This is a genomic window from Verrucomicrobiota bacterium (genome assembly GCA_016871535.1).
Taxonomy (GTDB): Bacteria; Verrucomicrobiota; Verrucomicrobiia; order Limisphaerales; family SIBE01; genus VHCZ01.
The window spans coordinates 1-26,249 of record VHCZ01000065.1 but is presented as its reverse complement, the minus strand read 5'-3'; the positions used below and the strand labels follow the sequence as shown (position 1 = coordinate 26,249).

Annotated in this window: 16 protein-coding genes and 1 pseudogene; 7 read left to right on the top strand and 10 right to left on the bottom strand. The window is 61.3% G+C overall.

Features of this window, described 5'->3' with window-relative positions:
• Positions 1-405 precede the first annotated feature (405 nt).
• The 6 genes from FJ398_11000 to FJ398_10975 all read right to left on the bottom strand — a co-directional run bounded on the left by FJ398_11000 (position 406) and on the right by FJ398_10975 (position 7,676).
• On the bottom strand, positions 406-1,242 hold the full coding sequence (locus FJ398_11000) for a TolC family protein (protein ID MBM3838474.1): 837 nt from the start codon (positions 1,240-1,242) through the stop codon (positions 406-408).
• A 583-nt stretch (positions 1,243-1,825) separates the two neighbouring features.
• Positions 1,826-2,059, bottom strand: coding sequence for a hypothetical protein (locus FJ398_10995; protein ID MBM3838473.1), 234 nt, complete (start codon positions 2,057-2,059; stop codon positions 1,826-1,828).
• 638 nt (positions 2,060-2,697) lie between these two features.
• On the bottom strand, positions 2,698-4,437 hold the full coding sequence (locus tag FJ398_10990; protein MBM3838472.1) for a hypothetical protein: 1,740 nt from the start codon (positions 4,435-4,437) through the stop codon (positions 2,698-2,700).
• A gap of 301 nt (positions 4,438-4,738) precedes the next feature.
• On the bottom strand, positions 4,739-6,076 hold the full coding sequence (locus FJ398_10985; protein MBM3838471.1) for a 3-deoxy-D-manno-octulosonic acid transferase: 1,338 nt from the start codon (positions 6,074-6,076) through the stop codon (positions 4,739-4,741).
• A 252-nt stretch (positions 6,077-6,328) separates the two neighbouring features.
• A complete protein-coding gene (locus FJ398_10980) occupies positions 6,329-7,429 on the bottom strand; it encodes a hypothetical protein (GenBank protein ID MBM3838470.1) in 1,101 nt (366 codons plus the stop codon).
• 82 nt (positions 7,430-7,511) lie between these two features.
• Positions 7,512-7,676: an addiction module protein gene (locus FJ398_10975; protein ID MBM3838469.1), complete on the bottom strand. Its 165-nt coding sequence runs from the start codon at positions 7,674-7,676 to the stop codon at positions 7,512-7,514.
• 102 nt (positions 7,677-7,778) lie between these two features.
• On the opposite strand from FJ398_10975, the gene FJ398_10970 reads away from it, so the two are divergent.
• The 3 genes from FJ398_10970 (at position 7,779) to FJ398_10960 (ending at position 15,556) form a co-directional block, all read left to right on the top strand.
• The gene (locus tag FJ398_10970) at positions 7,779-11,393 is read left to right on the top strand and encodes a c-type cytochrome (protein MBM3838468.1); all 3,615 of its coding nucleotides are present in this window, start codon (positions 7,779-7,781) and stop codon (positions 11,391-11,393) included.
• Positions 11,394-11,413: 20 nt separating this feature from the next.
• The gene (locus tag FJ398_10965) at positions 11,414-11,644 is read left to right on the top strand and encodes a hypothetical protein (protein ID MBM3838467.1); all 231 of its coding nucleotides are present in this window, start codon (positions 11,414-11,416) and stop codon (positions 11,642-11,644) included.
• A 255-nt stretch (positions 11,645-11,899) separates the two neighbouring features.
• The gene (locus tag FJ398_10960) at positions 11,900-15,556 is read left to right on the top strand and encodes a hypothetical protein (GenBank protein ID MBM3838466.1); all 3,657 of its coding nucleotides are present in this window, start codon (positions 11,900-11,902) and stop codon (positions 15,554-15,556) included.
• A 185-nt stretch (positions 15,557-15,741) separates the two neighbouring features.
• On the opposite strand, the gene FJ398_10955 is transcribed toward FJ398_10960, so the two are convergent.
• Positions 15,742-19,548 carry an AsmA family protein gene (locus tag FJ398_10955; protein MBM3838465.1) on the bottom strand — a complete coding sequence of 1,269 codons (3,807 nt, stop codon included), beginning with the start codon at positions 19,546-19,548 and terminating at the stop codon, positions 15,742-15,744.
• A gap of 374 nt (positions 19,549-19,922) precedes the next feature.
• Between FJ398_10955 and FJ398_10950 the strand changes: the two genes are divergently transcribed.
• Together FJ398_10950 and FJ398_10945 are read left to right on the top strand one after the other, a co-directional pair.
• Entirely contained in the window at positions 19,923-21,020 is a 1,098-nt protein-coding gene (locus FJ398_10950; protein MBM3838464.1) for an esterase family protein, read from the top strand.
• Between the two features lie 363 nt (positions 21,021-21,383).
• Positions 21,384-21,995 carry an endo-1,4-beta-xylanase gene (locus FJ398_10945; protein ID MBM3838463.1) on the top strand — a complete coding sequence of 204 codons (612 nt, stop codon included), beginning with the start codon at positions 21,384-21,386 and terminating at the stop codon, positions 21,993-21,995.
• Positions 21,996-22,295: 300 nt separating this feature from the next.
• On the opposite strand, the gene FJ398_10940 is transcribed toward FJ398_10945, so the two are convergent.
• Complete coding sequence (locus tag FJ398_10940; protein MBM3838462.1) at positions 22,296-23,462, bottom strand: SMP-30/gluconolactonase/LRE family protein; 1,167 nt, start codon at positions 23,460-23,462, stop codon at positions 22,296-22,298.
• Between the two features lie 242 nt (positions 23,463-23,704).
• On the opposite strand from FJ398_10940, the gene FJ398_10935 reads away from it, so the two are divergent.
• Positions 23,705-24,757, top strand: a complete 1,053-nt coding sequence (locus tag FJ398_10935) for a TIM barrel protein (GenBank protein ID MBM3838461.1) — start codon at positions 23,705-23,707, stop codon at positions 24,755-24,757.
• Positions 24,758-24,833: 76 nt separating this feature from the next.
• Positions 24,834-25,103, top strand: coding sequence for a 50S ribosomal protein L28 (gene rpmB, locus FJ398_10930; protein ID MBM3838460.1), 270 nt, complete (start codon positions 24,834-24,836; stop codon positions 25,101-25,103).
• Positions 25,104-25,121: 18 nt separating this feature from the next.
• Here rpmB and smpB read toward each other — a convergent pair whose 3' ends face one another.
• Together smpB and FJ398_10920 are read right to left on the bottom strand one after the other, a co-directional pair.
• Positions 25,122-25,580 carry an SsrA-binding protein SmpB gene (smpB, locus tag FJ398_10925; GenBank protein ID MBM3838459.1) on the bottom strand — a complete coding sequence of 153 codons (459 nt, stop codon included), beginning with the start codon at positions 25,578-25,580 and terminating at the stop codon, positions 25,122-25,124.
• A 72-nt stretch (positions 25,581-25,652) separates the two neighbouring features.
• Positions 25,653-25,838 (bottom strand): annotated as a pseudogene (locus FJ398_10920) (DNA-directed RNA polymerase subunit omega).
• Between the last annotated feature and the right edge of the window lie 411 nt (positions 25,839-26,249).

Genomic DNA, 26,249 nt, shown 5'->3' with positions numbered 1-26,249 from the left:
TTTTGCCTGGGGCTGCGTTGCTCCTCGGTCACAGCCCCACTGGCGGGGGATGCTCGCTCGTCGCGCCTTGCCCCAGGCCAAATTGGGCGCAACGAACGTGAGCGTATTTACGAAACGGACCACTAAGGACGCGTTCCACCGCGTCCCTGAAATTGCCTTTTCGATCGCAGAGTAAAGTCAGGGACGGAGTGGAATCCGTCCCTACCGGGTTCATGGGAAGCACCCACGAATGCTCGATGACGCATTGAGGCCATGAACGGAAAAGTGCGAGCCTCGGCGCGTCAGCGTCTTGGAGTGCGGCGGTCCGCTGCCGCTTTTGGACACGCCAGGCGGATCGAAGGCGCCAGAAGACTGGCGCGCTCCAAAACCTGGCGGGATAACGGTCGTTCATGGGAAAGAGTTTGTTCATTGGGTTGGCGTTGTTGCCTGAAGTTGCGCCGCCACCCCGAGCATCGGAGTGCCGGGCGGATGGAGGCCGACGATGAGCAAGGAAAGCTCGGCGAGGGCCAGTTCGCGGCGCGTGCGCGCGTCCACTTCCGCCTGTTGAAACTCCAGAGGGGAGCGCTCCGCTTCGAGCAAGTTGATGAAAGCGGTCTTGCCTGAACTGTAACCGACCAGGGCGACTTCCAGCGATTGCTGCGCTTTGGGCAGCAAGACATCCGTCAGGAGCGTGAGATTGCCCGTGGACTCGCGATACAGGAACGATTTGTCGGCAAACTCGACCGCCAGTTGGATTTGTTCGGCAGACCAGCGCGCGTGCGCTGCGCTCTTGCGGTTCTGGGCGGTGGCGATTTCCGCCGCGATCTTGTCGCGCCAGATCGGCAGCGTCACGCCAAGCGTGGGGCGCCACATGACTGGCGCGGCTTTCACATCCGCCTCTGCGCCGATGTTGAAGTCGGGCAGCCGGCTCTGATGCGCGAGCCGGATGCCGGCTTCGGCCGCGCGCACTTCGGCTGCCATTTGCTTGAGGCGCGGGTTGCGCGCCAGCGCTGTGGCGAGCAGTTGCTCCGAGGTCAGGTCCAGCGGCGTGCACTCGAATTTCGACGGCAGGGGCGGATTCGGCTGGTCGGCGCCAAGGCCGAGTGCCGCCTTGAATTGCGCAAGGAGCGGATCGCGCGAGTCCTCCAGGTTGACGATCTCGGTCCGCAGACGCTCCTGTTCAATCTGGGCGCGCAGCACGTCCTGAAGCGTGGCTGAGCCGGATGCGTTTTGCGCGCGCGCAATTTCCTCCAAACGCCCCACCCAGGCCAGGGTCTCGCGGTTGATGCGGATGCGATCGTTGAGAAGTGAAGTTGATAGTAAGGCCGTTTGACATCAAAGGCCGCCTGAAGCACGGCGAATTCAAACGCGAAATATTTAGCCTGGCTTTCGGCAGACACAGCGTCCGCGCGGATGCGCAGTTTCTTGACCCACGGCATGTCAGCCATGAGACCGGGCATCAAAGTCATCACCACGTCCTGGATGTCCAGCTCCAGCGTCAGGCGCGGATCGGGCAGCGAGCGCTCGACAGTGATGCGCTCAACGGCTGCGGCATAATCAAAGTAAGCCGCCTCGACCTTCGGCTGGTTCAAAATCGCAAAGCGCAGGAAATCGCTCAGGCCGGAATCCGGACTCAGCACTGGCAAGGCCGGGCGCGCAGGCTCCGGACGGAGCATTTTTTCCACTCTCTGCAATTGGTGTCGAGCTTGCCGCTCCCCTGGCGTCGGGATCCCTTTGCAGCCGATCAGCACAAACGCGGCGAGCGCAACGCAGCCAGGCAAGGCCGCGCTTCGCAGCAGTTTCGTTGGCTGGAAAGGCTTCATGAGCGATCCTGCATACGCACGAATCACCGGGAACACTCGACCGTCGTTGCGAATCCGCCAGGCTCCTTGGTTTGCAGTGGAACGGAGCGGCCTGGAAGCTTCGGTCGTTCGACTAACGTTTCGATCCGGTGGGATCGCCGCGCCGTTTCATGAGTCAGGCGACACGTCCGCACCGGCAAATCAAACGAGGTCACGAACCAGCGGCCAGCGCTGATGTTGAACCGACCCGCCATCGTGCTTGTCTTGTTCGTTTTCATACTGTTTCCAATTTCGAGATTCGCTCGATGCGCCCATTGATACGCCTGAACAGCCGCGGACTACTCCACATGTTTTGTTGAAGCCTTGTCGCTTTTTGCCAGATGCCTGGCAAATCGCGGTGAGCGGCAGCGGCTTTCTCGCTGCGATTGCGCATTGCGACGTGTGCGGAGCGCCGGTCTCCAACCCGGCTCGTTGGAGGCTCTCCGCGAACCTGATTCAACTACGGATTGCGCAGGTCACACGGACAGGACCGCTTCGCATCCGCGGAATCCGTGAAATCCGCGGTCAAGAAATCGGTTCAATTCAAGGGCTTCACTGTGCGCAGCCTTTTGAAGAATTCTCTCTCCGTGGGATGGCGGAGTGAGGCGGCAGGGAAACGGTCGGAATCCACGGCGCGAATACCTTTCACGGGCAAAGAAGGCGGGACCCGAAAGCGCGTGTGCTCGTTTCTTCTAAAGGAAAACGCGGGCTTTGGCGACACACGGCAGTTGGCCAAAACCCGCCTTCTCCTCACTCGAGAAGAAAACCAGAACGCAGGCAGGAACCCGGAGGAGGACTCGCGTCCTCCTCCGGGCCACCAGTTCCCGAACCTCAGTCTAACCTGAACCGCTCATCAACAAACTCCTGCAGGACGCGCTCAGTCGTTCATGGCTGAGCCTGCTCCCGCGCCTCCGAACGAAGCCGGTTTGGCCGCGGCCGGGGCAAGTTTTCCTCGCACCAGATCCGAGGCGGTCTTCAACAGATCCTGCGCGTATTTGGTGTTGTGCACGCCATAGCTCAGATCGTGCGCCACCAGGTAAAGATTGAACCGCGCTTGCTTGATCTCGTCCGGAACCACGTTTTGTTCCGCCGTCGTCGGGCCTTTGGCGCCCAGGACCTGCGCTGGATCAGTGACATCGCCGATCGTGTTGTATTCCCAGGCGAGCGTTCCGTACTTCGTGCGCAGCGCCGGGTCAGACGCCGTGGTCGCCCACTGATCGAGCAAGGTTTTCACGTTGGCGATGCGTTTCTTGATGTCCGCCTGGGTGGATTCGATTTTGAAAGCGGCGTCCGCTTCGTCGATGGGGCAGGGTTGGCAGCTTGCCAGGTGAGGCTTAAACTCATGCCCGGTGTAGTTCGGATTGTTCTCGGTCGGGTTCTCCACCGGATGCGCATGGGTGTGGCAATGCGTGCACTGGTTCACGATCTGAGTTGCGTGCGCCGATTGTCGCGCCGCGTTCGTTCCCACCAGGAACCCCATCGTGGCCGTCAGGATGTTATATTGAGGCGAGTGGTGAGGCGCCCGGCCAGTGTCCTTCCAAGTGGCTCCGCGCGCGTTATGGCACTGGCCGCAAATGTTGAGGTTTGCGTCATACTGCGCGGCAAACGTGGTGTTGGTGGAAGTGCTATAGGAGAAGGCTTGATTCGAATGTACTGGGTTGCGCAGTTGTCGGCCATGAGCCGTCTTCAAATGCGGTTCGTGGCAGACGGCACAGGTGATGCCGGTGGTCGCGGCCTCTTCCTTGACCGGCAGCGTGACCGACTGATTCCTTTCCTTCGCCTTAAGCATGGCCAGGCGCACGGCACCCGAATGGCAAGCGCCGCATGAAAGCATGCGGGCCTCGGCGGTAGAGGATCGGAAATACGTGGCAGTCGCCGGGGTGACCTCCGCATGTTTGCTATTCTCCCATTCGTCGTAGGTGGGATGGTGCGCATCGGTGTGGCAGCCGCCGCACATCGTGGCGGACAAAGTCTTCACCGGACGCAACAACGGATCGCTCGGCTTGTTCGCGTGGTCGGCGGCCGGGCCGTGGCAGTTCTCGCACTGAACTCCGGAAAAGTACGGCGTCGTCGCTTCGTCCTTGAATCCGGTTGCGAAGCCATAACCTACGGTATGGCAGGCCAGGCAGGCGGGATTCTTGTCTTGCCTGATGGCCTTGAGTGACTGGAACGCGCCGGCGTGCGCGGTTTGCGCCCAATTACCATGCGTCTGCGAATGGCAATCCTGGCACGTTTCAGCCCCGGTGTAATTCGGATTCCCGCCCGTGACACGGAGGAAACCCAATCCGTCGTCCAACGGCAGCGTCATCGTTTTGGCGTTGCCGGGTTCGCCGACTTGCGTCCAGGTCCCTCCGATGCCGGAACAACGCTCCACTTGGTACGGGCCGCTGAAGCCGGACCAGGTGACCGTGACCTGGTTATTGGTTCGCGCCATCGACGTGATGTGGGGCTGGGGACTGATGCCTCCCGGCACGCGCACCGGTTTGAAGCCGGCTGCTTCGCTTGCCCCCACGCCACCGCCGGGCTCAAGAGTGAGTGCAGCCGCGCACATCATCCACAACGCCGGCCGGGCCCAACGACACCCGACCCCTGTTTGAGATTGGTTGAATGGGTTCATGTTTTCCAGTTCCTTCCGTGAGATATCGAATTGAGATTCCTGTCGGTGCCGCCACAAAGAAGATCCGCCTTCCTTCGCAGCGTTGCCCCTGCCAGCATTAGTTTTATTTTGTGCCAGCTAACTCAGAATAAACTTCGCTTCTGCATGGGCTACTCTGGTCTTGGTAAATCCTCTCCTTTATTTGCGAGGCTGGACAAAAGGGCTTCAGCGGGCTGCTAGGGCGCGGCAGGTGCGATCTTCGACAAAGTTTACGATTAAGTTTACGACGAAGTGGTGGTGAATATGTCCCGACGGAGGCCCGCTAACGCGATTCCTGCGGCGGCTTCACGTAAACGTCCTCCTCGCGAAGGTGCTTCACAATCATCGCGACCGTGCGCTCGATCGAGCCGAGATTTTCGCTCACCACCTTGAGGGCATTCCGACCCAGCTCCCCGCGTCGCTCCGTGTTTCCCAGCAGGGCCCGCACGGCTTGCTCCAGCTCGGTGGCGTCGCGAACCTGGATGGCGGCTTGCCGGGCGACGAACGCCGCCGCGATGGACGAGAAGTTCTGCATGTTTGGGCCGAACACCATCGCCTTGCCCAGCGCGCCCGGCTCGATGGGGTTTTGTCCGCCTTGCGCCGTCAGACTCTTGCCCACGAAGATTACGGAGGCCGCCTCGTAAAAATACTTCAGCTCGCCCGTGGTATTCACAAGCAGGCATTCCACTTCGCCGAGCTGATGAGCGGTCGTCGTGCTGAGCTGCGTGCGATACACGAATTGGACGCCGCGGCCCTGGAGCGCTTCACCGACTTCCTTGCCGCGTTCGAAATGACGGGGAACCAGAATCAGAAAAAGCTCCGGGAACTCTTTTCGCAACTGCACGAACAAGTCCGCCAGGATCGCTTCTTCGCCGGCATGCGTGCTGCCGCCGACCAGGATGGGCGCGCCGTCTTTCACGCCCAGTTGGCGCAGCAGCACCGCTACGTCAAAGAGCGGACGCTCGTGCAAGCGGGCGGCGTCGAATTTCAGATTGCCGACAATCTGGAGAGCTTCGGGCCGGCAGCCCAGTTCGCGCAAGCGTTGCGCATCGGCATCGTTCTGGACGCCCACGCTGGTGAGCGAGGCAAAGAGCGGACGAAAGAGGAATCCGAAGCGTTTGTAGCCCCGAAACGATTTCTCGGACATCCGGGCGTTGACCAGGAACACCGGGATCGATTTGTCCTGAAGCCGCCAGAGAAAGTTCGGCCAGATTTCGGCTTCGATCAAGACGACCGCTTCGGGATTGATGACGCGCGTGGCGCGTTCGACGACGTTTCGCTGGTCGATGGGATAATAGATCTTGTCGATGTGCCGCGGCAGGCGCTTGTGCAATTCGCCCATGCCGGTGGAGGTCGTGGTTGAAACCACCAATTTGAGATTGGGCAGCCGCGGTTCGAGCGCGCGGATCAGTTGCGTGCAAATATTGACCTCCCCCACGCTGACGGCGTGGAGCCAGAGCACGTGGCGGTTGGTGAGGGCTTGCTTGAGGTGGCTGGAGTAACGCCCGAAACGCTGGCCGAATCCCTCCCGCCAGTTTCCTCGCCGCCACATCTTCAAAAAGTAGTAGGGCGAAGCGAGCAGGAAGAAGCAAGTGAACAGGATATTGTAGAGCGTTCGCATGTCAGATTGCGCGGCGGGATTGAGGCACGGGTAGGGACGGATTCCACTCCGTCCCTGATATTCATGAATCCTCAATCATGGGAAGCTTCCTCGATTTCCGAATCGCCCATTGAGCCTTGAACCGGTAGGGCGAGTCCGTCCCGGCGAGCCGTTCGACGGACGTGGAACACGTCTCCTCGGCTCGCTGGGGACAGGCTCGCCCTACCGTCAGGTTCATGGGAAGCCGCCACGTGCAGATGCAAGCTACATAGCTCACGGCGCTTTGACGCGCCAGAAGGCGGTCCGGGTCGGTGTCGTAGGGGCGCGGATCGGCACAGTCTGGGGATCCGAAGTGAGCGTGACGTTGGTGACGAAGGTCCATCTTCCCAGTCCCAAAGCCAGAGACGTTTCCACGTCATGCCGCTTCCCGATTTCGCCACTGATGCTGAGCATCAAGTTAGTCCCGGACCAGCTTAAGGAGAGTCTCGGCGGTACGCGCCTTCCGCCTTCATCACTCAAATCGGGAATGCCGTTCCCATTCGCGTCGTTCGGATCGACAATTCGCAGCAGCCAGGTGACGTAGTCTTCCCAGCGCGTGGCCGGGTCGCCGTCCTGCAGGGAGAACGGCGCGCGGTATTCGTTGTCCTGACGAAGCAAGTCCTCGATGGCGTGATAGGCGAGCGTCACGCCTTTGGAGTCCTTCCAGAACCCGGATCGCAGGCCCAGCCGCCCGCCGCCGGCTTTGGAGAACACCATGTTGCCGGTCCAGGTGAGGTTCGTCCCCTGTTGCGTCAAAGTAACTGTTGCCGTGACGTTCGTTTCACCTTCTATGTTGCGATAGGGCAAAGCGCCGGAGTACTCCAGGATCTGGAATTTGTGCGCGAAGGTCAGTTTCAACTCCTCCAACGTTACACGACACGTGCCCTCTCTGGATTTCGCCTCGCGCTGCCAAACGGCGGTGACTTTGCCGTTCGCATCGGCGCCTTCAAAGCTTCCAGACGTCGTCGTCTCCGCCGCGGGCAGATCAACTTCAAAAAAATCCGGCACGCCGTTCGTGTTTCTGTCCGCCGAAATCGGGACGTCGAGATAGAAAAGGCCGTCGCTCCTTTGATTCTCGCGCAGGAGCACGAAAAAGCTCCCATGAGTCCGCAATCCCCCAGACGGCAAGGGTGCCAATTCACCGTTCACGTCCGCGCCGGTCGAGTCGGTCGTCAGCATGAATGAAGAGGCGGGGGCCGCGGAGTTTGCGGCGGGCTGGAATCGGATGGAAAGGCAGTGCAGTTGAACCTGCGCCGGGGCAGCCCCGGCGTTCGGCGAGAAGCCCAGCAACATCATGAAGAGGAACCTTGGAAGCAACTCTCGGGACTCTTTCATCTGACACTCAGCGTATCCGCTTGGTGAGAATTCTCTGCCTCTTTTAGGTCTTCCGCCGCTGCGGCCAGAACAACAACGCGCCTCACTGCGGGCCCTCACGCAGATGTTGCTTCAATTCTTCGATCGTCAGAAACTCAGCCTCACCCCTTTCGATCTCTGCCAAACGGGAAGCAAGAACTTCGCGGTGCCGCTCTGGCGAAGGAGTCTGGTCCGGGGATCGTGAGAGCGACCGCCAGAGAAGCTCCATGGTCTGAAGTCGCTCAAGAGGACTCGTACGCTCAATCGTTGATTCGTCAATCACAGTTTATCCTTTCTCGCTTCACACGTTCGGGATAAATCAAACCCTACCATGAACCGCAAAGCAAGCCGCCAGCCGTCGCCTATTTCAGATTTCGGAGTACACCTGTTGGCAGCGCTGATCGGCTTTTCATTCGCAGCTTGCGCATTCCCGGCTTTTGCCGCGGATCCCTTCGCCGCAGGGGTCCGGCCCACGGACCCGCTCACGCCGGAGCAGCAGCAGAAAACTTTTCATGTGCCGCCCGAATTCGAGATTCAACTCGTCGCTGCCGAGCCGGACCTGCGCAAGCCGATGAACATGGCGTTCGACACGTTGGGCCGGCTCTGGGTCACCGAATCGCGCGAATACCCTTTTGCCGCGCCGCTCGGCAAACCGGCTCGCGATTCAATCCGCATCTTCTCGGACTTCGATGCGACTGGCCGCGCCCGCAAGGTCACGATCTTCGCGGAGGGTCTGAACATTCCGATCGGCCTTTATCCCTTTTACAGTCCGGCGAGCGGCGGCAAGCGCGGCTTCACCTGGAAATGTATCGCCTGGAGCATTCCGAACATCTGGCTGTTTGAAGACACGGATGGCGACGGCAAATCGGACCGGCGCGAAGTCCTTTACGGCCCGTTCGACCACACGCGGGACACGCACGGCAACCAGGCGTCGTTTCGCCGCGGCTTCGATGGCTGGCTCTACGCCACGCACGGCTTCAACAACGACTCGCACGTCAAAGGCCGCGACGGCCACGAAGTGCATTTGAACTCCGGCAACACTTATCGCATCCGCCTCGACGGCTCGCGCATCGAACAGCACACCTGGGGCCAGGTGAATCCGTTCGGCCTGGCCTGGGATGCCTTCGGCAATCTTTACTCCAGCGATTGCCACAGCGCGCCCACCTACCAATTGCTCGCCGGCGGTTACTATCCCAGCTTCGGCAAGCCGCACGACGGCCTCGGTTTTGCGCCCGTGCTCATGGAGCACAGCCACGGCTCGACCGCGATCGATGGCATGCTCTATTACGCGGACGACCTCTGGCCGGCGGAGTTTCACGGCAATATTTTTGTTGGCAACGTCATGACCAGCCGGATCAACCGCGACCGCCTCGAATTCCACGGCTCCACTCCCCAGGCGGTTGAACTCGACGATTTCGTGAAGACGGACGATCCGTGGTTCCGCCCCGTGGATAATCAACTCGGTCCCGACGGCGCGTTTTACATCGCGGACTTTTACAACCGCATCATCGGGCATTACGAAGTGCCGCTGATGCATCCGGGCCGCGACCGCGAGCGCGGCCGCATCTGGCGCGTGGTTTACAGAGGCCCGGACGGAAAAGCGCGGCTGCGCCCGCTGGCTTTGCCGAGTGAACTCCCGGGGTTGATTGGTGAACTTGCCTCCTCGAGCCTCCCGCGGCGCATGCTCGCGATGAACGCTATCTTCGACCAATTCGGCAAGCCCGCCGTGGCCCCATTGCAGCGGGCTCTCGCGCGGCCGAAGAATGCATTTCAACAAGTCCATCTCCTCTGGCTGCTGCACCGCCTCGAAGCTTCAAAGACGGGGGATCTCCTCGACGCTGCACGATCGGCAGACCTTCTGGCGCGCGTTCACGCGCAACGCATCGCCGCGGACATCTTCGATCAGGATTCCCGGCCGCACCTTGGGAGCGATCCGGAGACAGACATTCATCACATCGCGGCCGCACACGAGATAGCCACCGACGGTCTCGAAGACCGCGACGCGCTGGTGCAGCGCTGCGCGGCGGAAGCCTGGAGGAAATTCCGGCTCGCCGGAACCACCCTTGTGAAGAACCTCCTGGAACTCCGCGCCCGCGTGCCGGCTGAGGACACGCATTTGCTTTACGTCGTCCGGAAATCAACCCGCGATCAGCTCAACACCGATGCGACCTTCGCCAAAGTTTTGGAGGAAGGGTGGAATGACGCCGAGGCGCGGGCGCTGGCCGACGTAGTGGTCGGCGTGAAATCGTCGCGTGCGGGAACCTTCCTTTTGCGGAACCTGAGTCGATTGGATCAAAACCGCGCCTCGCTTTCAGCCGCCCTGCAACATGCCGCGCGCTACGCGCCAGCTGCCGAACTGGAACAGATCGCGCCGTTCGTTCGCGAGAAGTTCGCCGAGGACACCGATTTCCAGGTCGCGCTGTTCGCGAGCGTCGAACAAGGCGTCACGCAAAACGGCGCGAAGCTGAGCGAAACGTTGCGGAGTTGGGGAACCGAACTTTGTACCGGCGCCCTGCAAGCCACGCCCGACACGGCCTGGTGGAACACGCCGTTGGAAGGCGCGGCCAATCCGCGCAATCCCTGGGCTTTTCAAGAGCGCGGCTGCGCCGATGGCCAAGGGGCGCGTTTGTTGTCCAGCCATCCGTTGGGCGAGGCGCTCACCGGGACGTTGCGCTCGCGAGCGTTCGCGTTGCCGGCGCAATTGAGCTTTTACCTCGCCGGCCACCAGGGCGAACCCAATCGCCCGCCGCATCAACGCAACGTCGTTCGCCTTCGCGCCTCGGACACCGGCGCGGTGCTCGCGGAAGCCTACCCGCCGCGCAACGACACGGCGCAAAAGACCACCTGGGATCTCGCCGCGCATGCGGGCAAGGAAGCCTATCTGGAAGTGACGGATGGCGACGCCGCCGACGCCTGGGCCTGGCTTGCGTTCGGGCGGTTCGATCCGCCCGTGGTTACGTCGCCCTCCGTTGCGCCGGGGGACATCGCGCGCCGCCAGCAGACCGCCGCCGAACTGGCGGGCCGGCTTCGGCTGCCTGTGCTCGCGCAGGTTGAACCGATGGCCCTCCGTTCCGATTACGACGCCGACGCCCGAGTGGCCGCGGCGCGGGCGCTGGCGGCGTTGGATCGTGAGACGGCCGCGAGAGCTTTGCCGCCGGCGCTGACCAATGCCAATCAATCTCTGGCTTTGCGTGAAGGGATCGGCCTGGCGCTGGTGGAAGCGGACTTGCCTTCCGCGCGCGCCGCGGTTGTGACGGCCCTGAAATCAGCGCCGGACCGCGTGCAATTGAAGTGGGCGCTGGCCTTGGCGGCGAATGCCGCGGGCGCAGACGCCTTGCTGCAAGCGGTCGAAGCCGGCCATGCGCCTCCGGTTCTGCTACAAAATCGCGCTTTGAAGGACCGTTTGCTCGCGGCCAACCCGACGGCTTCGTCGCGGTTGGAGAAGCTCACCCAGGGCTTCGCGCCCGCGGATCTCGCGCGAGACCGCTTGCTTGCGCAGCGAGTCCGAGCTTACGCGCCGGCCGCCGCGAATGCCACGGAAGGCCTGCGCGTGTTCGCACTGAACTGCGCCTCTTGCCATCGCGTCGATGGACAGGGCGGATTGATCGGCCCGCAGCTTGATGGCATCGGCAATCGCGGTTTGGAGCGTTTGGTGGAAGATGTCCTGGACACGAACCGCAATGTGGACCGCGCTTTCCGTTCCCACATTCTGAAGCTCAAGGACGGCGAAGTGGTCAGCGGCCTGCCGTGGCGCGAGGAGGGCGAGCTGCTGATTCTTGCCGACTCGGCGGGCAAGGAAGTTTCAGTGCCGAAGAACAACATCGAATCCCGGCGCGAATCGGAAACCTCCTTGATGCCCGAGAATTTCGCCGACGTGATCTCGCCGGAGGATTTCAATCACCTGATGGCTTTTCTGCTTTCACGGCGGGCTGAGCCAAAGCCATGACCCGTGCCTGCTTGAAACCCATGGTAGCCTCACTCCTGACCGGTCAGCCTGACATGGAGACTTTCGCCGAGTTGCTCCGTCCCGATCCGCTCCCCGACGGCACTGAACCCGAAGAACGGCTGATCCTCTGCGGACTTTCCTGGGAACGATACCTGGCCCTGGACATTGCGCTGATCGAACGGTGCGTGGCCATCCGCTCCTGGCAGAAGACGCGGCAAGCGTTTCGCAACGGCCTCGTTGCCTCCCGGTGAACAGTCCGAGGTCCGGGATCTGGGCGAGACATTCCGTTCAAAAGAAGGCTTGTTCGCAATTATCGACAGGTTGTTCACCGACTCGCTAGGTTTCACCCTCGCTTCCGCCAGACGGTAGGGCGAGCCTGTCCCCAGCGAGCCGGAGTCGGACGTGTTCCAGGCACGTCGAGCGGCTCGCCGGGACGGACTCGCCTTACCTGATTCGTGGGCGTTGAGCTTGAGGATCAGACCAGCAGGTGAATCGGGCCGGAGCGGATGCTCCGGCCTGCTTTGTTTTCCAGATTTTTGCGGACTTTTTCATGTATTGGCGCATGGTTAAGTGAAATTCCTGTGAACGACCAAGCGAAATCGTCCGCGGCCCCGCGATTGCGGGAAATCTTCCTCGCTGCGCTGGAAAAACCCGGCCCGGAAGAACGCGCCGCTTTCTTGAGCGCGGCGTGCGGGAATGATCGCGCTGTCCGCAAACGCGTCGATGAATTGCTGCGCGAGCAGGACACGGTCGGAAGCTTTCTCGAAACCCCCGCCGCGTCCGTGGCCCGAGGTTCCGCGCCCGGAGCGGCCGGCCCCGGAGGCACGGCTGTGGTCAGCAGCGTGACGGAGAAGCCGGGCGATCGCATCGGCCGTTTCAAGTTGCTGCAAAAGATCGGCGAAGGCGGCTGCGGCGTGGTTTACATGGCGGAGCAGGAAGAGCCGGTGCGTCGTCGCGTCGCGTTGAAGATCATCAAGCTGGGCATGGATACCAAAAGCGTCATCGCCCGGTTCGAGGCGGAGCGGCAGGCGCTGGCGATGATGGACCATCCGAACATCGCCAAGGTGCTCGACGCCGGCGCGACTGAGACGGGCCGTCCGTTCTTCGTCATGGAATTGGTGCGCGGCATCCGCATCACGGAGTATTGCGACCAGAACAATCTCACCAACGAAGAACGCTTGCGGCTTTTCATCCAGGTCTGCCAGGCGATTCAGCATGCGCACCAGAAAGGCGTGATTCACCGCGACATCAAACCGTCGAATACTCTGGTCACACTCCACGACGGCACACCGGTGCCGAAGGTGATTGATTTCGGCATCGCGAAGGCGACGGAGCAACGGCTCACGGACAAAACCCTCTTCACAGAATTCCAGTCCTTCATCGGCACACCGGCCTACACCAGTCCGGAGCAAGCGGAGATGAGCGGGCTGGATATCGACACGCGCAGCGACATTTATTCGCTCGGCGTGTTGCTCTATGAATTGCTCACGGGCCAGACCCCATTCCAGCCCGAGCGCCTCCTGCAATCCGGCCTGGACGAAATGCGGCGGATCATTCGGGAAGAGGAGCCGGTGCGGCCCTCGACGCGCCTGAGTTCACTGAACATGACGGACGCCACCGCGCTGACCAAAGCGCGCCACACCAAGATCCCGATCCTCGTGCAGGCGATCCGCGGAGATCTGGATTGGATCGTGATGAAGTGCCTGGAGAAGGACCGCATGCGGCGCTACGAGTCGGCCAACGGTCTGGCCATGGACATTCAGCGTTATCTGGACAACGAGCCCGTTCTGGCTCGTCCGCCCAGCACGGCGTACCGGATTCAAAAATTCGTCCGGCGCAACAAAGTGATGGTCGCGGCCACCGCGACGGTCGCCGCCGTGCTGGTGGCGGCCGCGGTGGTGGGAAGCTGGCTGGCCATCCGAGCCACTCAGGCCAAGATCGAGCAGAGCCGGCTCTACCACGCCGCCGAGGCCGCGCTGAAGAACGAAGCCAGGCAGCGCGAACGCGCGGAGCGGGAAGAAATCGCGGCCCTGCGCCGTTCCTACAACTCCGACATGAACCTGATGCAACAGGCGCTGGCGGCCAACAACCTGGGGCGTGTCGTCGATCTCTTGAACCGCAATCGGCCGAGCAAAGGAGTTGAGAGTAAAGTGTCGGGCGCGCGCGAAACTCTCAACTCTCAACTCAAATCTCTCTCAACGGATCTTCGCCAGTGGGAATGGCGCTATTTCTGGAACCAATCGCGCAGCGACGCCGCATTCGCGTTGCCGCGGCAAACGAACGCCATCGATGCCGTTGCCATCTCTCCGAACGGACGGCTCCTGGCCACGAGCGAAGGCCGGGGGCCGCTCAAGCTCTGGGACCTGACGACGCAGACCGAAGTCGCGGTGATTCAAGAGCGCGGGTTTGGCGGGTTTGGTCCGAGAGCCTTCGCGTTCTCCAACGATGGCAGTTCGCTGGCGGCCGTTTTCCCCGGCAGCAGTCCGCGGCGAGCTGCCGTGAGAATCTGGACGATTGCCACGCGTCAGTTCGGTGCGGAGATTCCTCAAGAAGGAAGAGTGGAGGCCCTGGCATTCAGTCCGGACGACACGAAGCTCTTCCTGCTCGGGCAGGACATGGCGGTTCGCGTCTGGGACTTTGCGAAACAGCAGATCGAACTCCGATTGCCTCGGCAGCAATTGGAGGGGTGGAGGCGGTGGGCGTTCTCTCCCGACGCCGCACAGATTGCTTTCTCGGAAGGGGGACAGATCCGCGTGCACGATTTGGAAACCGGACTGCAGAGGTGCAGCATCGACGCTTTCGAGACCGACATTGCTGCGCTGGCGTTCTCACCCCAAGGCGATCTTCTGGCGGCCAGCCCGTCGTTTGCCGGGACCTCGACGACGATCCGGCTCTTTTCCGCCGCAACGGGCGCCATGGCGAGGGAATTGGCCGGCCACGTCTCCTGGATTCCCGATTTGACCTTCGCGCCCGACGGCCAACGGCTCATCTCGGCGGGCGCAGATCAAACGGTGCGGATTTGGGACGTGCAGGCGCGCCGGGCCGTGGCGGTGTTGCGCGGACATCTTTCCGAGGTCAACTGTGTCGCGGTGGATCCGAATGGGGAGACACTGGTGAGCGGGTGCAAAGATGGAACGATTTTCGGCTGGAGCACAAAAACCGGCGCCAGGAAGAAATCCTTCGACACGCTTACCTCTCCGGTGCGAAGCGTAGAATTCTTTCCGGACAGCCAGCGCATGCTGACCGTGAACTCAAACCGCACCGTAAGCGCGTGGAACCTGACCACACCGCAGGAGGTCGAGCCCGTCCCGGCGCTCGGAGACGATATCTCGCGCGTCCTGGTTTCTCCGGATGGCGCCCGCGTGTATGCGCACACCTCTGGGGGCGGCGTCAAAGTGCTCGATTGGGCGACGCGGCTCATGATCACCAACCTGGGAGGAGGCCGAGGCAGGTGGTTCGGGCCGGGCGGTCCGGGAGGACCTGGAGGGCGCGGATCTCGGTCCGGCATGTTCGCGCTCGTGGACCAAGGCACTACATTGGCGGTTTACACGGCTTACGGCTCCAATGTTCGACTGTTCGACACACGCTCGTGGGAACTGAAGGCGGAATGGAGTATTGGTGATCCGGTCGCTTTCCCTCGATGGCGAGAAACAGTGATTGTGGCGCCCGACGAAAGGCACCTGCTTGTGCCTGCTTCCAGCGGGACGATCGAATTCCGGGACCTCGTCACAGGGCAGACGAACGCGAACGCCACCGTCATGGCCCAGAACTGGGGTGTGTCCGGCATGGCGTTCTCGCCGGACGGCAGCCTGCTTGCGACCTCCTCCGGAGATGGCACGGTTAATCTTTGGGACCCGGCCGAACGCAAAATACTTGATGTGCTGCGCGGCCATTTGCTCGGCGTCCATGCCGTTGCTTTTTCGCCCGACGGCCAACGGCTCGCGACCGCCAGTCACGGGAATGAAGCGATCAAACTGTGGGATGTGGCCACGCGGCACGAAGTGGCGACCCTGGCCGGTGAAGGCTCGTTGTTCGAGCAGGTCAAGTTTTCGCCGGACGGCCAATGGCTGATTGCCATCAACCGCGAGGAAAGGGCCCACTTCTGGCGCGCGCCGTCGCTCGGCGACATCGCTGCCACGGAAGCCCGGAGGACCGGTCAGTGATGGGGTGGACCCGCGGAGCGAGCGGACGGGGAGCGCACGCGCCCCGCGTGCTGGAGTCGGCGCCCTCGCCGACTCCATTCCATCGAACTGAATCGTCACACTCGGTGCGATGGTATTTAACGACGATCCGACTGCGAGGCGCCAGTCGGCACACGCGAGGGCGCGTGCGCTCCCCAGCTCGCGCCCTACTTCTTCTTGGGGATTAGCTCCAGCAAATCGAGCGGGTTGAATTTGGGAGGCTTGTTGGTTTGGGCCGCTGGGCTTGAGTTTGTGCCCGCCGGGAGATTGGTGTTCACCGCGCCGGGCCGCTGACCGCTCAGAATTCCGCCCAATCCTTGCAACAGGTTGCCCGTTTTCTCATTCACTTTGGGCAGGCCGCCCGCGGATTGGAGCAAGAGACCGGAGATCACAAGCTTGTCGATCTCAGTCTTGGGTTCGCCCAGCGTGCCCGCCAGTTTGGCAAAGGTCGGCAATTGAACGTAAGCGGCGTTGGTGGGCGTGCCTTGCGGAATCAAGCGCGCTTTCTCCGCCAGCGACCGGCGCAGCGCGATGGCGACAGGAATCCCCAGCGCCGAATTGGTCAACCCGGGCGCCAGTTGAACCGGCCCCTGGCCGTTTGCATAAAAAGCCTGGCTGAACACGGAGAACTCGCCGACGTTTATCTTGCCCTGGCCCACGTCCGCCTTGGCGTTGATCCACTCCAAAGGCGTCATCGTCAACTCCGGCACGCGCAACACCAGCGCGATCGGCTCCAACAACGACTTCACCTTTCGGCCGACGATCTCGAAGTTTAAGTTGGTCAAACTCAGCGCGACCTGGCCGCTCAGATTCTTCTGCAAGCTGGCGGCGGAAACTCCCGCGCCTTTGATCTGCGCGTCGGCGAGCAAGATCCCTTGCAGCGCGCTGCCGGCTCGTCCACCGAAAGTGCTCGCCAGAGGATCGAGCGGCACTTTGTCCGCCTTGAACGTCACGTCATACTTGAAGCCGGGCGCGCCCAGATCCAACACGGCCTTCGCGCTCACGGGCGCGCCGTTGAGCGCGAATCGCAGCGGCTGGAGCGTGACATTCTGGCCATGGATCTTGGCCGTGGCCTGGACATTGGTCAGCGCAACGTCGCGCAAGTAACATCGGCCAATCTTCAGATCGGCCGTCAGTTGTTTCACCGGCAAAGTCACGGGCGCGGGCTCGTCCGGTTCCGGAACCGCTGGCTGCGTTTTCGCAGGCTGATTCGCCGGCGCGTTTCCAGCGAACAGTTCGTAATATGGAGTCAGGTCCAGTGACTCGGCTTGAAGCGTCAGTTGGCTCGGCGCCGCGTTGTTCGTGCTCAAATCCACACGGCCTTGAAGCTGAACCTGATTCTGCGCGCGATCCGTGGGCGACAACTTCAGCGCGAGCTGGCGCACGTCGAAGACCTGCTTCCAGTTCGAGCCGTCCAATTGCAGTTCCGCGCTGAGTGGCGTGCGCGGCAGTTTCCTCTGCGGATCCTCCACCACCAGGTTCGAGACCTTGAGTTCCGCTTGCACCACCGCCTCGCCTTTCGGATCGACGCCGGCGGTCCCACTGCCGTTGACCGCGATGGACACAAGTTTGTTGTCGCCGAGGGCCGGGGCCAGGACCGGCGCCAGGACCGTTTGACTGAAGTCTGAAATCTTGAAGGCGCCCGCGCCGGTGAAGTTCGTAAGATTGAATTTGCCGTTCACATCCAGATGGCCGGCGCTCGACACGCCCTGCCTCAGGTCCACGACCAGTTGTTTGATGTTGATCTCCGGCTGCCGCAGCGCGGCATCGACTTGAACTCGGCCATTCACGGGCGTCGCCGGGAACCGGCCGTTCGCATCTTTCATGGCCCAGTTCGCAAGCGCGAGATCGGCCTTCAGGGCGGAAGCGCCCTTGGGATCGTAGCTGGCCGTGCCTTCGCCGTTCAGTGCGACGCTCACCAGTTGCAGATCGCCCAGCGCGGTTTCAAGAAAGGGACGCAGAAGCTGCTGGTTCACGTCCGCGAACTTGAAGGCGATTTGGGCGGCGGCGTTCGTCAGATGGCAACGGCCTGACAAATCCACGGTGCCGCCCACCGCTCCGCTTTGCGCAAACGTGAGTTGGGCGCGTTGAATCTGAACCTCGTTCCCGGTCCGCTCGCCGTTGAAGTCCACTGATGTCCCAAAATCCTTCAGCGCGTAATCGCCGAACCCGCCCGTGAAATTCGAGAGCTGCAACTGGCCCGAAGCCGCGCGCTTCGCGCCGCTCTGCGTGAAGGCCGTGGTTCCTTTGATGCAACCGGCCGAGACCTTGAGATCCGGAACGGGAAATTGCTTGAGCAACTCCGGCAACGACGCCTCGGTGTCGGTCTTCAGATTGACTTCGTCTTTCACGAGATTGAGATGGAGCGAGCCGCTGTTCCAGGCCACGACTTGGTTTCCCCGCAGCAGTTCCAGGCGATACATGTCCAGATCCACCACACTCAGGTCCGCCACCTGGCCGCTGATCGAAAAGCGCGCCTGGGCCTGTTCGATCTGGTTGGTGCCGATCTGCGCCGCCAGTTCTTGAATGTCGCCCGCGAGCTTTGTGCTCAGCTTCCTGCCGTCCTGCAAAGTCTGGAGCGTCCACTGGAGGTTGACGCGCCCGGCGGGCAGGTTCGTCCCCAGCAAGGTTTGCCAGTCCCGAAGGTTGAAATCGCGAATCGCCAGTTCCAGTGTGGAATCCGGCACGCTCGCGGTCGCGGCGCCCCAGTTCAGCCGCATGGGACGATTCAGCGACGCCTGAATCAGGTCGCGCTGATCCTGCTTGCCGGAGAGCGCGAGCTTTTCGACGGTGGCCGCCTTTTGCTCCAGGTTCAGATTGACCTGGTAATCGAGGTTCAAATCCAACGGCGGCGTCAATCCCGTCGCCTGGCGAATGCCGAAGCGGTTTCCCAAGATCGAACCGGCGGCGGAAATCGCGGTTCCCTTCTGCGCCAACTCCACCGTGCCGGTTGCGCTCAGCGCGGAATCGCCGAAATCCCAGCCGCGCGCCGCTCCGAGGAGATTCAACACTTGCCGGTCGATGGATTGGACGTCGAGCTTCAGGCGGGCCTCGCGTTTCTCGAGATCGAACGAGCCGCTCGCACCGATGCCGCCGAGCGCTTTGCCCCCGCGCTCAAAGCGCAGCGAGAGCTGGCGGATTTCGTTGAGCGTGGTCTCGACCTGGAGCGCGGCGGCCAGGCCCATGAGATCTCTGAAGGCGCCTTCGGCTTTCACCAAATCCGCGCGCAGGGCGCCTTTGACGGAACTGGGCCTCAATTGCGGGTCGAACGCCACATCAAGCTCGCCCAGGAACTTCGCCTGCGCCCGGTCCGTGCCGTTGCGTTGAGAGGGCACTGCGGTTTGATCGTACTTCAAATCGGCGGACAGATTGATTTTTCCGGAAGCGCCGTTGCGCAATTGGTCTAGCGTCAGCTTCAGATTCTCCACGTCGAGCGACTGAGCGGTTCCATCCTTCTGCCGGACGACCACCCGCGCCTTGCCATTTTTCAAGGTGACGTTCTTCACGTTCAACTGGCCCGCTTTGGCGGGCGGAGCAGTTTGAGCAGCCGGCGCGCCTGGCCGCGGCAACAGCGCATCCAGATTGCTTCGGCCTTCCGCATCCATCGCGATGTGGACCTGGGGCGCGACCAGCGACACCTCGTGCACGTCGATGTAGCCGCGGAGAATCGCCAGGAGATCGTAGCGCACGCGGGCTTCGTCGGCGGTCAGGAGCGGTTCGGGGCCTGTCGTTTGGAGCCGCAGCTTTTGCAGGACGAGTTGAGAGAAGGGACGGAGGGTAATTTGTTCGGCATTGACCTGGGCGCCGATCGCCGCGTTGACTCGCGGCAAGACCCAGGCTTTCAGAAATGCGGAACTGGTCGCGACGAAATAAACCGCCACCAGCAGCGCGATGACCGCGCTTGAGATCCACGCCAATTTGCGCACCCAGGAAGATCCCTTGCGCCTGAGGTTCGAGTTCACAGCTTCAGCCATAAGTTCAAAAACGATGTCGGATCAGAGCCACGCGTTGACGGAATTGCACGGATCCCTGAAGTTCGCCGGCGGTTGAGTCCGTGTCCGCAGTTAATGTCCCACCACAGCCTGATTTCGCAAACCGCGAAAATGGGGTCAGAGAGTGGGAGGCTCGGACAGGTTTTTCAAGAATCATTTCAAAGATTCCTGAAACCAACGCTTCCGTTCAACCATCCAGAGATACCATGAAGACTACCCCATCCTTGATGAACATTCTGGTCCTCGCGTTCTGCGGCTTGTTGACCGCCGCGGCGCGCGCCGCGGACGTATCCGGCCAGTGGCAGGGAGAGTTCGACTCTCCGATTGGCCGGCAGAAATACGCATTTACGCTCCAAATGACCGACGGAAAATTGACCGCCAAAGCCACGGCCGAGGTGGACGGGCAGAAACGGGACGTCGAGTTCAAGGAAGCCAAACTCGCCGGCGACACGCTGACGTTTGTGGAAATCCGCCAGATCCAGGACAACGAAGTGCGCATCGAATACACCGGCAAAGTGGGCGATAAGGAGATCAAGTTCACGCGCAAAGTCAGTGCTTTTGGAACTCAGGAATTCGTGGCGAAACGCGAGCCGGCCGCGACCCAACCCCCCGCTGCCTCCGGCCAGCGAGGGCGCGGCGGTCGCGGCGGATTCGGCGGACCCATCACGCTTGGGCCGGACGACAAACCGGCCTTCCCGGCCCCGGCAGAAAGTTTCGACAAAGCGCGCGAGAGCATCGCGCACGGCAAGCTCGAGAGGGTTGAGTACGACTCCAAGTCCGTCGGCAACAAGCGCAAGGCCGTCATCTATACGCCGTCTGGATATACTGCGGACACGAAGTACCCCGTCCTGTATCTCCTGCACGGGATTGGCGGCGATGAGGAGGAATGGCGTCGCGGCGGCCGCCCGGAAATCATTCTCGACAACCTCATCGCGGACAAGAAAGCCGTCCCGATGATCATCGTCATGCCCAATGGCCGCGCCCAACCGAACGACCGCGTCGGAACCAACGCGATGGCCACGGCGCCTGCCTTCGCGAAGTTCGACAAGGATTTGCTCAACGACCTCCTTCCGTTCATCGAGTCGAAGTATTCCGTGAAGAAAGATCGGGATAGTCGCGCGCTCGCTGGACTCTCGATGGGCGGTGGACAATCGCTCAACTTCGGGTTGGCCAACCTTGACACCTTCGCCTGGGTCGGCGGTTTTTCTTCTGCGCCGAACACGAAGCCGGCGGCGGAACTTGTTCCCGACCCAGACAAGGCGACCAGGCAACTGAAACTCCTCTATCTCTCGTGCGGCAACAAGGACGGTCTGATTCGCGTCAGCCAGGGCGTCCACGCCTATCTGAAGGAAAAGAGCGTCCCGCACATCTGGCACGTGGATGAACACGCCCACGATTTCCAGCACTGGAGAAAGGCGCTCTACCAATTCTCCCAACTCATTTTCAAACCATGAACTGGGCGAGAGATGAAAACCCGCATCTCACATCTCAATCCACGCATCCGCCTGCTGGCCGCGGTGCTGCTGGCTGCAACTGCAATCGCCAACGCCGCGGACAAAGCCGCCCTCAAGGACGCCTTCAGAGACCATTTCCTTGTCGGCGCAGCCATCAACCGGGGCATGGCGACGGGCAAGGCCGGCGGCTTTAACCGGACCCAGGAGCAGGTCGAGCAAGACATCGCTCTCGTCAAAGAACAGTTCAACCAGGTCACCGCGGAGAATGACACGAAGTGGCAACTCATCCATCCGCGAGAAGGCGCCGGCGGCTACAATTTCGACCCGGCTGACGCTTTCGTGAACTTTGGCCTGAGCAACAACATGTTCGTCGTCGGCCACACGCTCGTGTGGCACAGCCAGACGCCCAACTGGGTTTTCGCCGGCACGAATCCGCCGCCGCCGGGAGTCGCCAACGTCTCGCCCGCCTCCGTCACAAACACGAATGCGGCCGGAACGAACGCGCCTGGGCGTGGAAGATTGGGCGGTGGTTTCGACGGTTTTGGCCGCGGTTATGCCGGGCCGCGCGCCTCCCGCGAGGAGTTGCTCCAGCGGATGCGCGATCACATTCACACAGTAGTTGGCCGCTACAAGGGCAAGATCAAGGCCTGGGATGTCGTGAACGAAGCGCTCGCTGATGGCGGCGGCACGAATGTCCTGCGAAATTCGCTCTGGCTGCAAATCATCGGGCCGGACTACATCGCCAAAGCCTTCCAATATGCTCACGAAGCGGATCCCAACGCGATCCTCCGCTACAACGATTACGGGTTGGAGAATCCGGCCAAACGCCAGAAACTCGTCACGTTGATCAAGTCGCTGCAGGAACGGAAGGTGCCCGTCCATGCCATGAGCCTCAAAACAGCAATTGATCCCACGAAATACACGAAAAGCACGAAAGGCGAAGGAGCGGAACCCCGAGAGACACTCACCGGTTGAATAGGATCGCTTCCTTGGCGGCTTTGGTTTTTGTGTGTTTGGTGTGTTTCGTGGGCTCAACTACTTTTCCAGGAGGAAATGCGCACCAGTATCGATTCCGCGATTCGCAAGGCCAGCCGATGAACCTTAGGGTCTGTGCAAAAATAACTTCGCGTTGAACCGCAGAGAGAGGCGGATGAACGCAGATAGTGAGGGGCGGCTGAAAATCGTGGTCGTTTATCCACCGGGCGAACGGCCGCTTCCGGTGAGCATACCCGCGAGGGCGCGCGTGCTCCCCGACGTGGACTGAATGAGTCGCGGCTACGTGATGTGCGCCCCCTGAGTCTCCACGTACACCGCGTAGAGGGACTGGCTGCCGGTCATGAAGAGGCGATTGCGTTTCGTGCCGCCGAAGCAAACGTTCGAACAGATTTCCGGCAAGAGAATCTGGCCGATGCGCTGGCCATCCGGCGTGAAAATGTGAACCCCGTCATACCCATCTCCGACCCATCCTGCGCTCGCCCAGATGTTGCCATCAACGTCCGCGCGGATGCCGTCGGCCACTCCTTCTTTGCCGTTTAATTCCATCGATGTGAACTTGCGGCTGTTGCGCAGCTTGGCGCCATCCACGTCATAAACGCGAATGCCCTGGCGAGTCGGTCCGCCCGTATCGACGACGTAGAGCCTCTTGTAGTCGGGAGAAAAACAGAGGCCGTTGGGTTTGTACATGTCATCGGTCACGAGTTCGAGCTTGCCGCTCTTCGCGTCGATCCGATAGACGGCTTCCTTGATCTCCAGCGCCCCTTTGTTTCCTTCGTAGTTCATCATGCTGCCATAGCCGGGATCCGTGAACCAGATGCCGCCGTCGGGATGCACGACGGCGTCGTTAGGCGCGTTGAGCGGCTTGCTCTGCCATTTGTCGGCGAGCACGGTGATTTTGCCGTTGTGCTCGTAGCGCACGACGCGGCGGTTGCCGTGCTCGCAAGCGATCTGGCGGCCTTCCCAGTCGAACGTGTTCCCGTTGCTGTTCCCGGCAGGCTGACGAAAAACGCTGACATGGCCGTCTTCTTCGAGCCAGCGCATCTGGCGGTTGTTGGGAATATCGCTCCACAGAAGAAAGCGGCCAACGGCGCTCCAGGCCGGGCCTTCCGCCCAGAGCGTGCCGGTGTGAAGCCGGAGGATCGGCGTGTTGCCCAGTTTGTATTTCTCGAACTTCTTGTCGAGAACGACGATATCCGGGTCGGGGTAACGCACGGGGCGTCGCCCGGTCCAATCGCGTTCCGCGGCGCGCGAGGCTGGCGCAAGCACGGCCGCCGCCGCCGCCGCCGCCGTAGTCAGGAACGACCGGCGATCCAGTTTGGCGTCGGGGTGGCTTTGGAGGGGACCGTTCGTGGAAGGCTCCTTGTGCTTATCGGACCTGCTTACGGCCCATGAACCCACCCCTTCCTCTCCCAGGAGGGGAGCGCCGTTCGACGTCGCAGGGCTCATGTCCCCTCCTGGGAGGGGCGAAGGAGTGGGTTGGTTCATAGGAAGTGGTTCCGAAGTGCGAGCAGTTTTCATGATGGGTGCGGTTGGATTGCGTGGCGAGAGATTAGCCGTCGGCAAAAGTAGAATTCAAGGAAAAGCCGAATGTTTGGAATCTTTGGCATTGATTGAGATGCCGCGCCTGTTACTAACTATTCCCACAAGAACTGCGACTGATGAATGGATTGTAGCGAAAGGATTCTGACATGAGCCAAGGCAACAATTATCCGAAACTCCACAATGCGATGTGGCCCGGCCTGGTCGGCAAAGGTAGCCCCGGCGCCGAACCCTGCATCGACCTCGACACCATGCTCGACCTGACCGCCAAGGCCCAGTTGAACGGCACCAGGTTCGATGGCGTGGATCTCTTTCTCTTCGACCCGCACATCAGCATCGATATCTCCGACGACGATTTGAAGCGGCTTGCCGATAAGATTCGCGGGAAAGGATTCGTGGTCGGATCGGTCGTGGCCCCGGTTTGGCCGCCCACGGGAGGCGGTTCGGCCATGGGCGGCGACGAAGAACGGAAGAAGTTTGCCGAACAAGTGCGCAAAGCTTGCCGGATTGCCAAGAAACTGCGCGACCTCGGCGCGCGGCCCTACGGCGTGGTGCGCATCGACTCCGCTTGCGGTCCGGCGGACTGGGACAAGGACCCGGCCGGAAACACGAAACGGATCGCGGAAACGTTCAAAGAAGCCTGCACGATCGCCGAAGGCTTCGGCGAGCGTCTCGCGGCCGAGGGCGAGATTTGCTGGGGCGGCATGCACAGTTGGCGGGAAATGGTCAAGCTGCTGGAGGCGGTGGGCCGTCCCAAGACGCTCGGCTTCCAGGCGGACATGGCGCACACGCTCCTTTACACGCTGGGTTACAACGCGCCGGCAGACGCGCTCCTCCCGCAGGGATTCGATTGGAAAGACGAGGGGAAACTCCAGGAAGCTTTGAAGAAACTGACCTCCGCTTTGCGTCCCTGGACCATCGATTTCCACGTCGCTCAAAACGACGCCACCGTGAAAGGCTCGGGTTCACACGATAAGACGGGCCGTCATTGCCTGGCAACTGACCCGAACGGGAAATTGAACATTCCGCGCGACGCCGGCCACTGGCTTCGGGACGAAAAGGGGAATGTCACCAAAGCGATCAAACACATTTGCTGGGACGGCTGCATGTTCCCGAATGCGGTCATGATGAAACAGCAGACGTGGAACGATATTCTCTCCGCCATGGTCGCCGTGCGCAACGCCCACGGTTGGCGGGAGTGAAGCGCGGAAAAAGTGCTTGCAACAACACCGCGGATCGCTACGGTCTTGCCTCCTTAAATTCTGAGCGACGATTGTTATGGCAAGATTCTGTGAATTAACCGGCAAAGGCCCGCGCAAGGGCAGCATTATCTGGCGGAGCGGCAAACCGAAAAAAGAAGGCGGCATCGGCACGCACGTGACCGCGATCACCAAGCGCCGGTTTCTTCCGAACCTCCAGCGCGTCAAGGCCGTGGTCAACGGCGAGGTCCGCTACATCCGCGTCGCCGCCAGCGCCATCAAGAAAGGCCTGGTCGTCAAGCCGCCGAAACGCAAGTGGAAGAAGGACGAGGCGGCGGCTAAAGCGTGAGCGCACCCTTTTAACGATTTAAAGAGTCCCTTTATATCGCATCGCGGTCGCACGCTTCAGTTCACGGTCGGCTTCCCGTTTTTTCAGATCGTCGCGCTTGTCATATTGGGCTTTTCCTTTCCCGACGCCCAGGGAGACTTTCACTTTGCCCTTCTTCCAGTAGAACGCCAGCGGGACCAGCGCGTTGCCTTTCACGGAGGCGAGTCCGAATAACTTGCGGATTTCGGTTTTGTGGAGGAGAAGCTTGCGGACCGCTTTGGGGTCGTGATTTTCGCGGTTGCCGTGGGTGTATTCGTCGATATGGGCGTTGTGCAGGAATACCTCGTCGCCTTCCAGCTTCGCAAAGGCGTCGCGAATCTGGCCCTTCCCCGCGCGCAAGGATTTGACCTCCGTGCCTTTCAGGACGATGCCCGCCTCGAACGTCTCCAGGATATGGTAATCCCGCCGCGCCTTCGAATTGGTCAAAATGTCGGGCAAGGAACTCTACGCACGTTTCCTCTTTTTCCGGACGGGTTCCAGGAGCGGGTTATCCTCGGCCAGTTCGTGACCCATTTTCGCTTCGATGATCTCGATCAAGGCGATGTCCGCCGTGCCCAGTCCGGCGGTCTCGGAGATCAGCGGGCGGCTGCCCGTCCCGCCGCTGGTGAGTTGCCTCACGCGTTTCGAGACAACATTGACGAGGATGTTCGGGTTGACAACTTTTTCCAGGGCTTTTCGGCAGAGTTCGCTATTCAATTGGACCTCTCGTTCGTGTTTTTATCAAGGGGACGTAGGCTAATGATTGCCGCCGCCATGGCAATAGAAAAATCCAGGCCCAAGTCATCGCGGTCATCGCGCGCGGCAATTCCTCATTTGGGCAATCGACGCCCGTTTGGTGTCCACGCTTTAGCGTGTTTGGGGGCGACAGGCACCCTGAAGGGTGGACACCAAACGCCGCGAGCCTGCGGCGGATCAGCCGCATTCTGATAGAGAACCATTATCCGCGGTCTGAAGCGCATCTTTGCGCTTGGCGCGCTGGCGCTTAGAGCGTGTCCGAAAATTGCGCGGGGTCCTGCGGCGAGGGATTTTGGCTGTGGCCAAGGCGGCGAGGTCCGAGCATCCCCAACGCGGGCTGTAAGGACCGAGCCAACGCAGGCCACGGACAAA

Excerpts from the sequence above, each read along its gene's own strand:
- FJ398_10940 (MBM3838462.1), bottom strand. The coding sequence starts at position 23,462 with ATGAGCCCTGCGACGTCGAACGGCGCTCCCCTCCTGGGAGAGGAAGGG.
- FJ398_10980 (MBM3838470.1), bottom strand. The coding sequence starts at position 7,429 with ATGAAAGAGTCCCGAGAGTTGCTTCCAAGGTTCCTCTTCATGATGTTG.
- FJ398_10960 (MBM3838466.1), top strand. The coding sequence starts at position 11,900 with ATGCTCCGGCCTGCTTTGTTTTCCAGATTTTTGCGGACTTTTTCATGT.
- FJ398_10970 (MBM3838468.1), top strand. The coding sequence starts at position 7,779 with ATGAACCGCAAAGCAAGCCGCCAGCCGTCGCCTATTTCAGATTTCGGA.
- FJ398_10935 (MBM3838461.1), top strand. The coding sequence starts at position 23,705 with ATGAGCCAAGGCAACAATTATCCGAAACTCCACAATGCGATGTGGCCC.
- FJ398_10965 (MBM3838467.1), top strand. The coding sequence starts at position 11,414 with ATGGTAGCCTCACTCCTGACCGGTCAGCCTGACATGGAGACTTTCGCC.
- FJ398_10990 (MBM3838472.1), bottom strand. The coding sequence starts at position 4,437 with ATGAACCCATTCAACCAATCTCAAACAGGGGTCGGGTGTCGTTGGGCC.
- FJ398_10945 (MBM3838463.1), top strand. The coding sequence starts at position 21,384 with ATGTTCGTCGTCGGCCACACGCTCGTGTGGCACAGCCAGACGCCCAAC.
- FJ398_10975 (MBM3838469.1), bottom strand. The coding sequence starts at position 7,676 with ATGGAGCTTCTCTGGCGGTCGCTCTCACGATCCCCGGACCAGACTCCT.
- FJ398_10955 (MBM3838465.1), bottom strand. The coding sequence starts at position 19,548 with ATGGCTGAAGCTGTGAACTCGAACCTCAGGCGCAAGGGATCTTCCTGG.
- FJ398_10950 (MBM3838464.1), top strand. The coding sequence starts at position 19,923 with ATGACCGACGGAAAATTGACCGCCAAAGCCACGGCCGAGGTGGACGGG.
- FJ398_10995 (MBM3838473.1), bottom strand. The coding sequence starts at position 2,059 with ATGAAAACGAACAAGACAAGCACGATGGCGGGTCGGTTCAACATCAGC.
- FJ398_10985 (MBM3838471.1), bottom strand. The coding sequence starts at position 6,076 with ATGCGAACGCTCTACAATATCCTGTTCACTTGCTTCTTCCTGCTCGCT.
- rpmB (MBM3838460.1), top strand. The coding sequence starts at position 24,834 with ATGGCAAGATTCTGTGAATTAACCGGCAAAGGCCCGCGCAAGGGCAGC.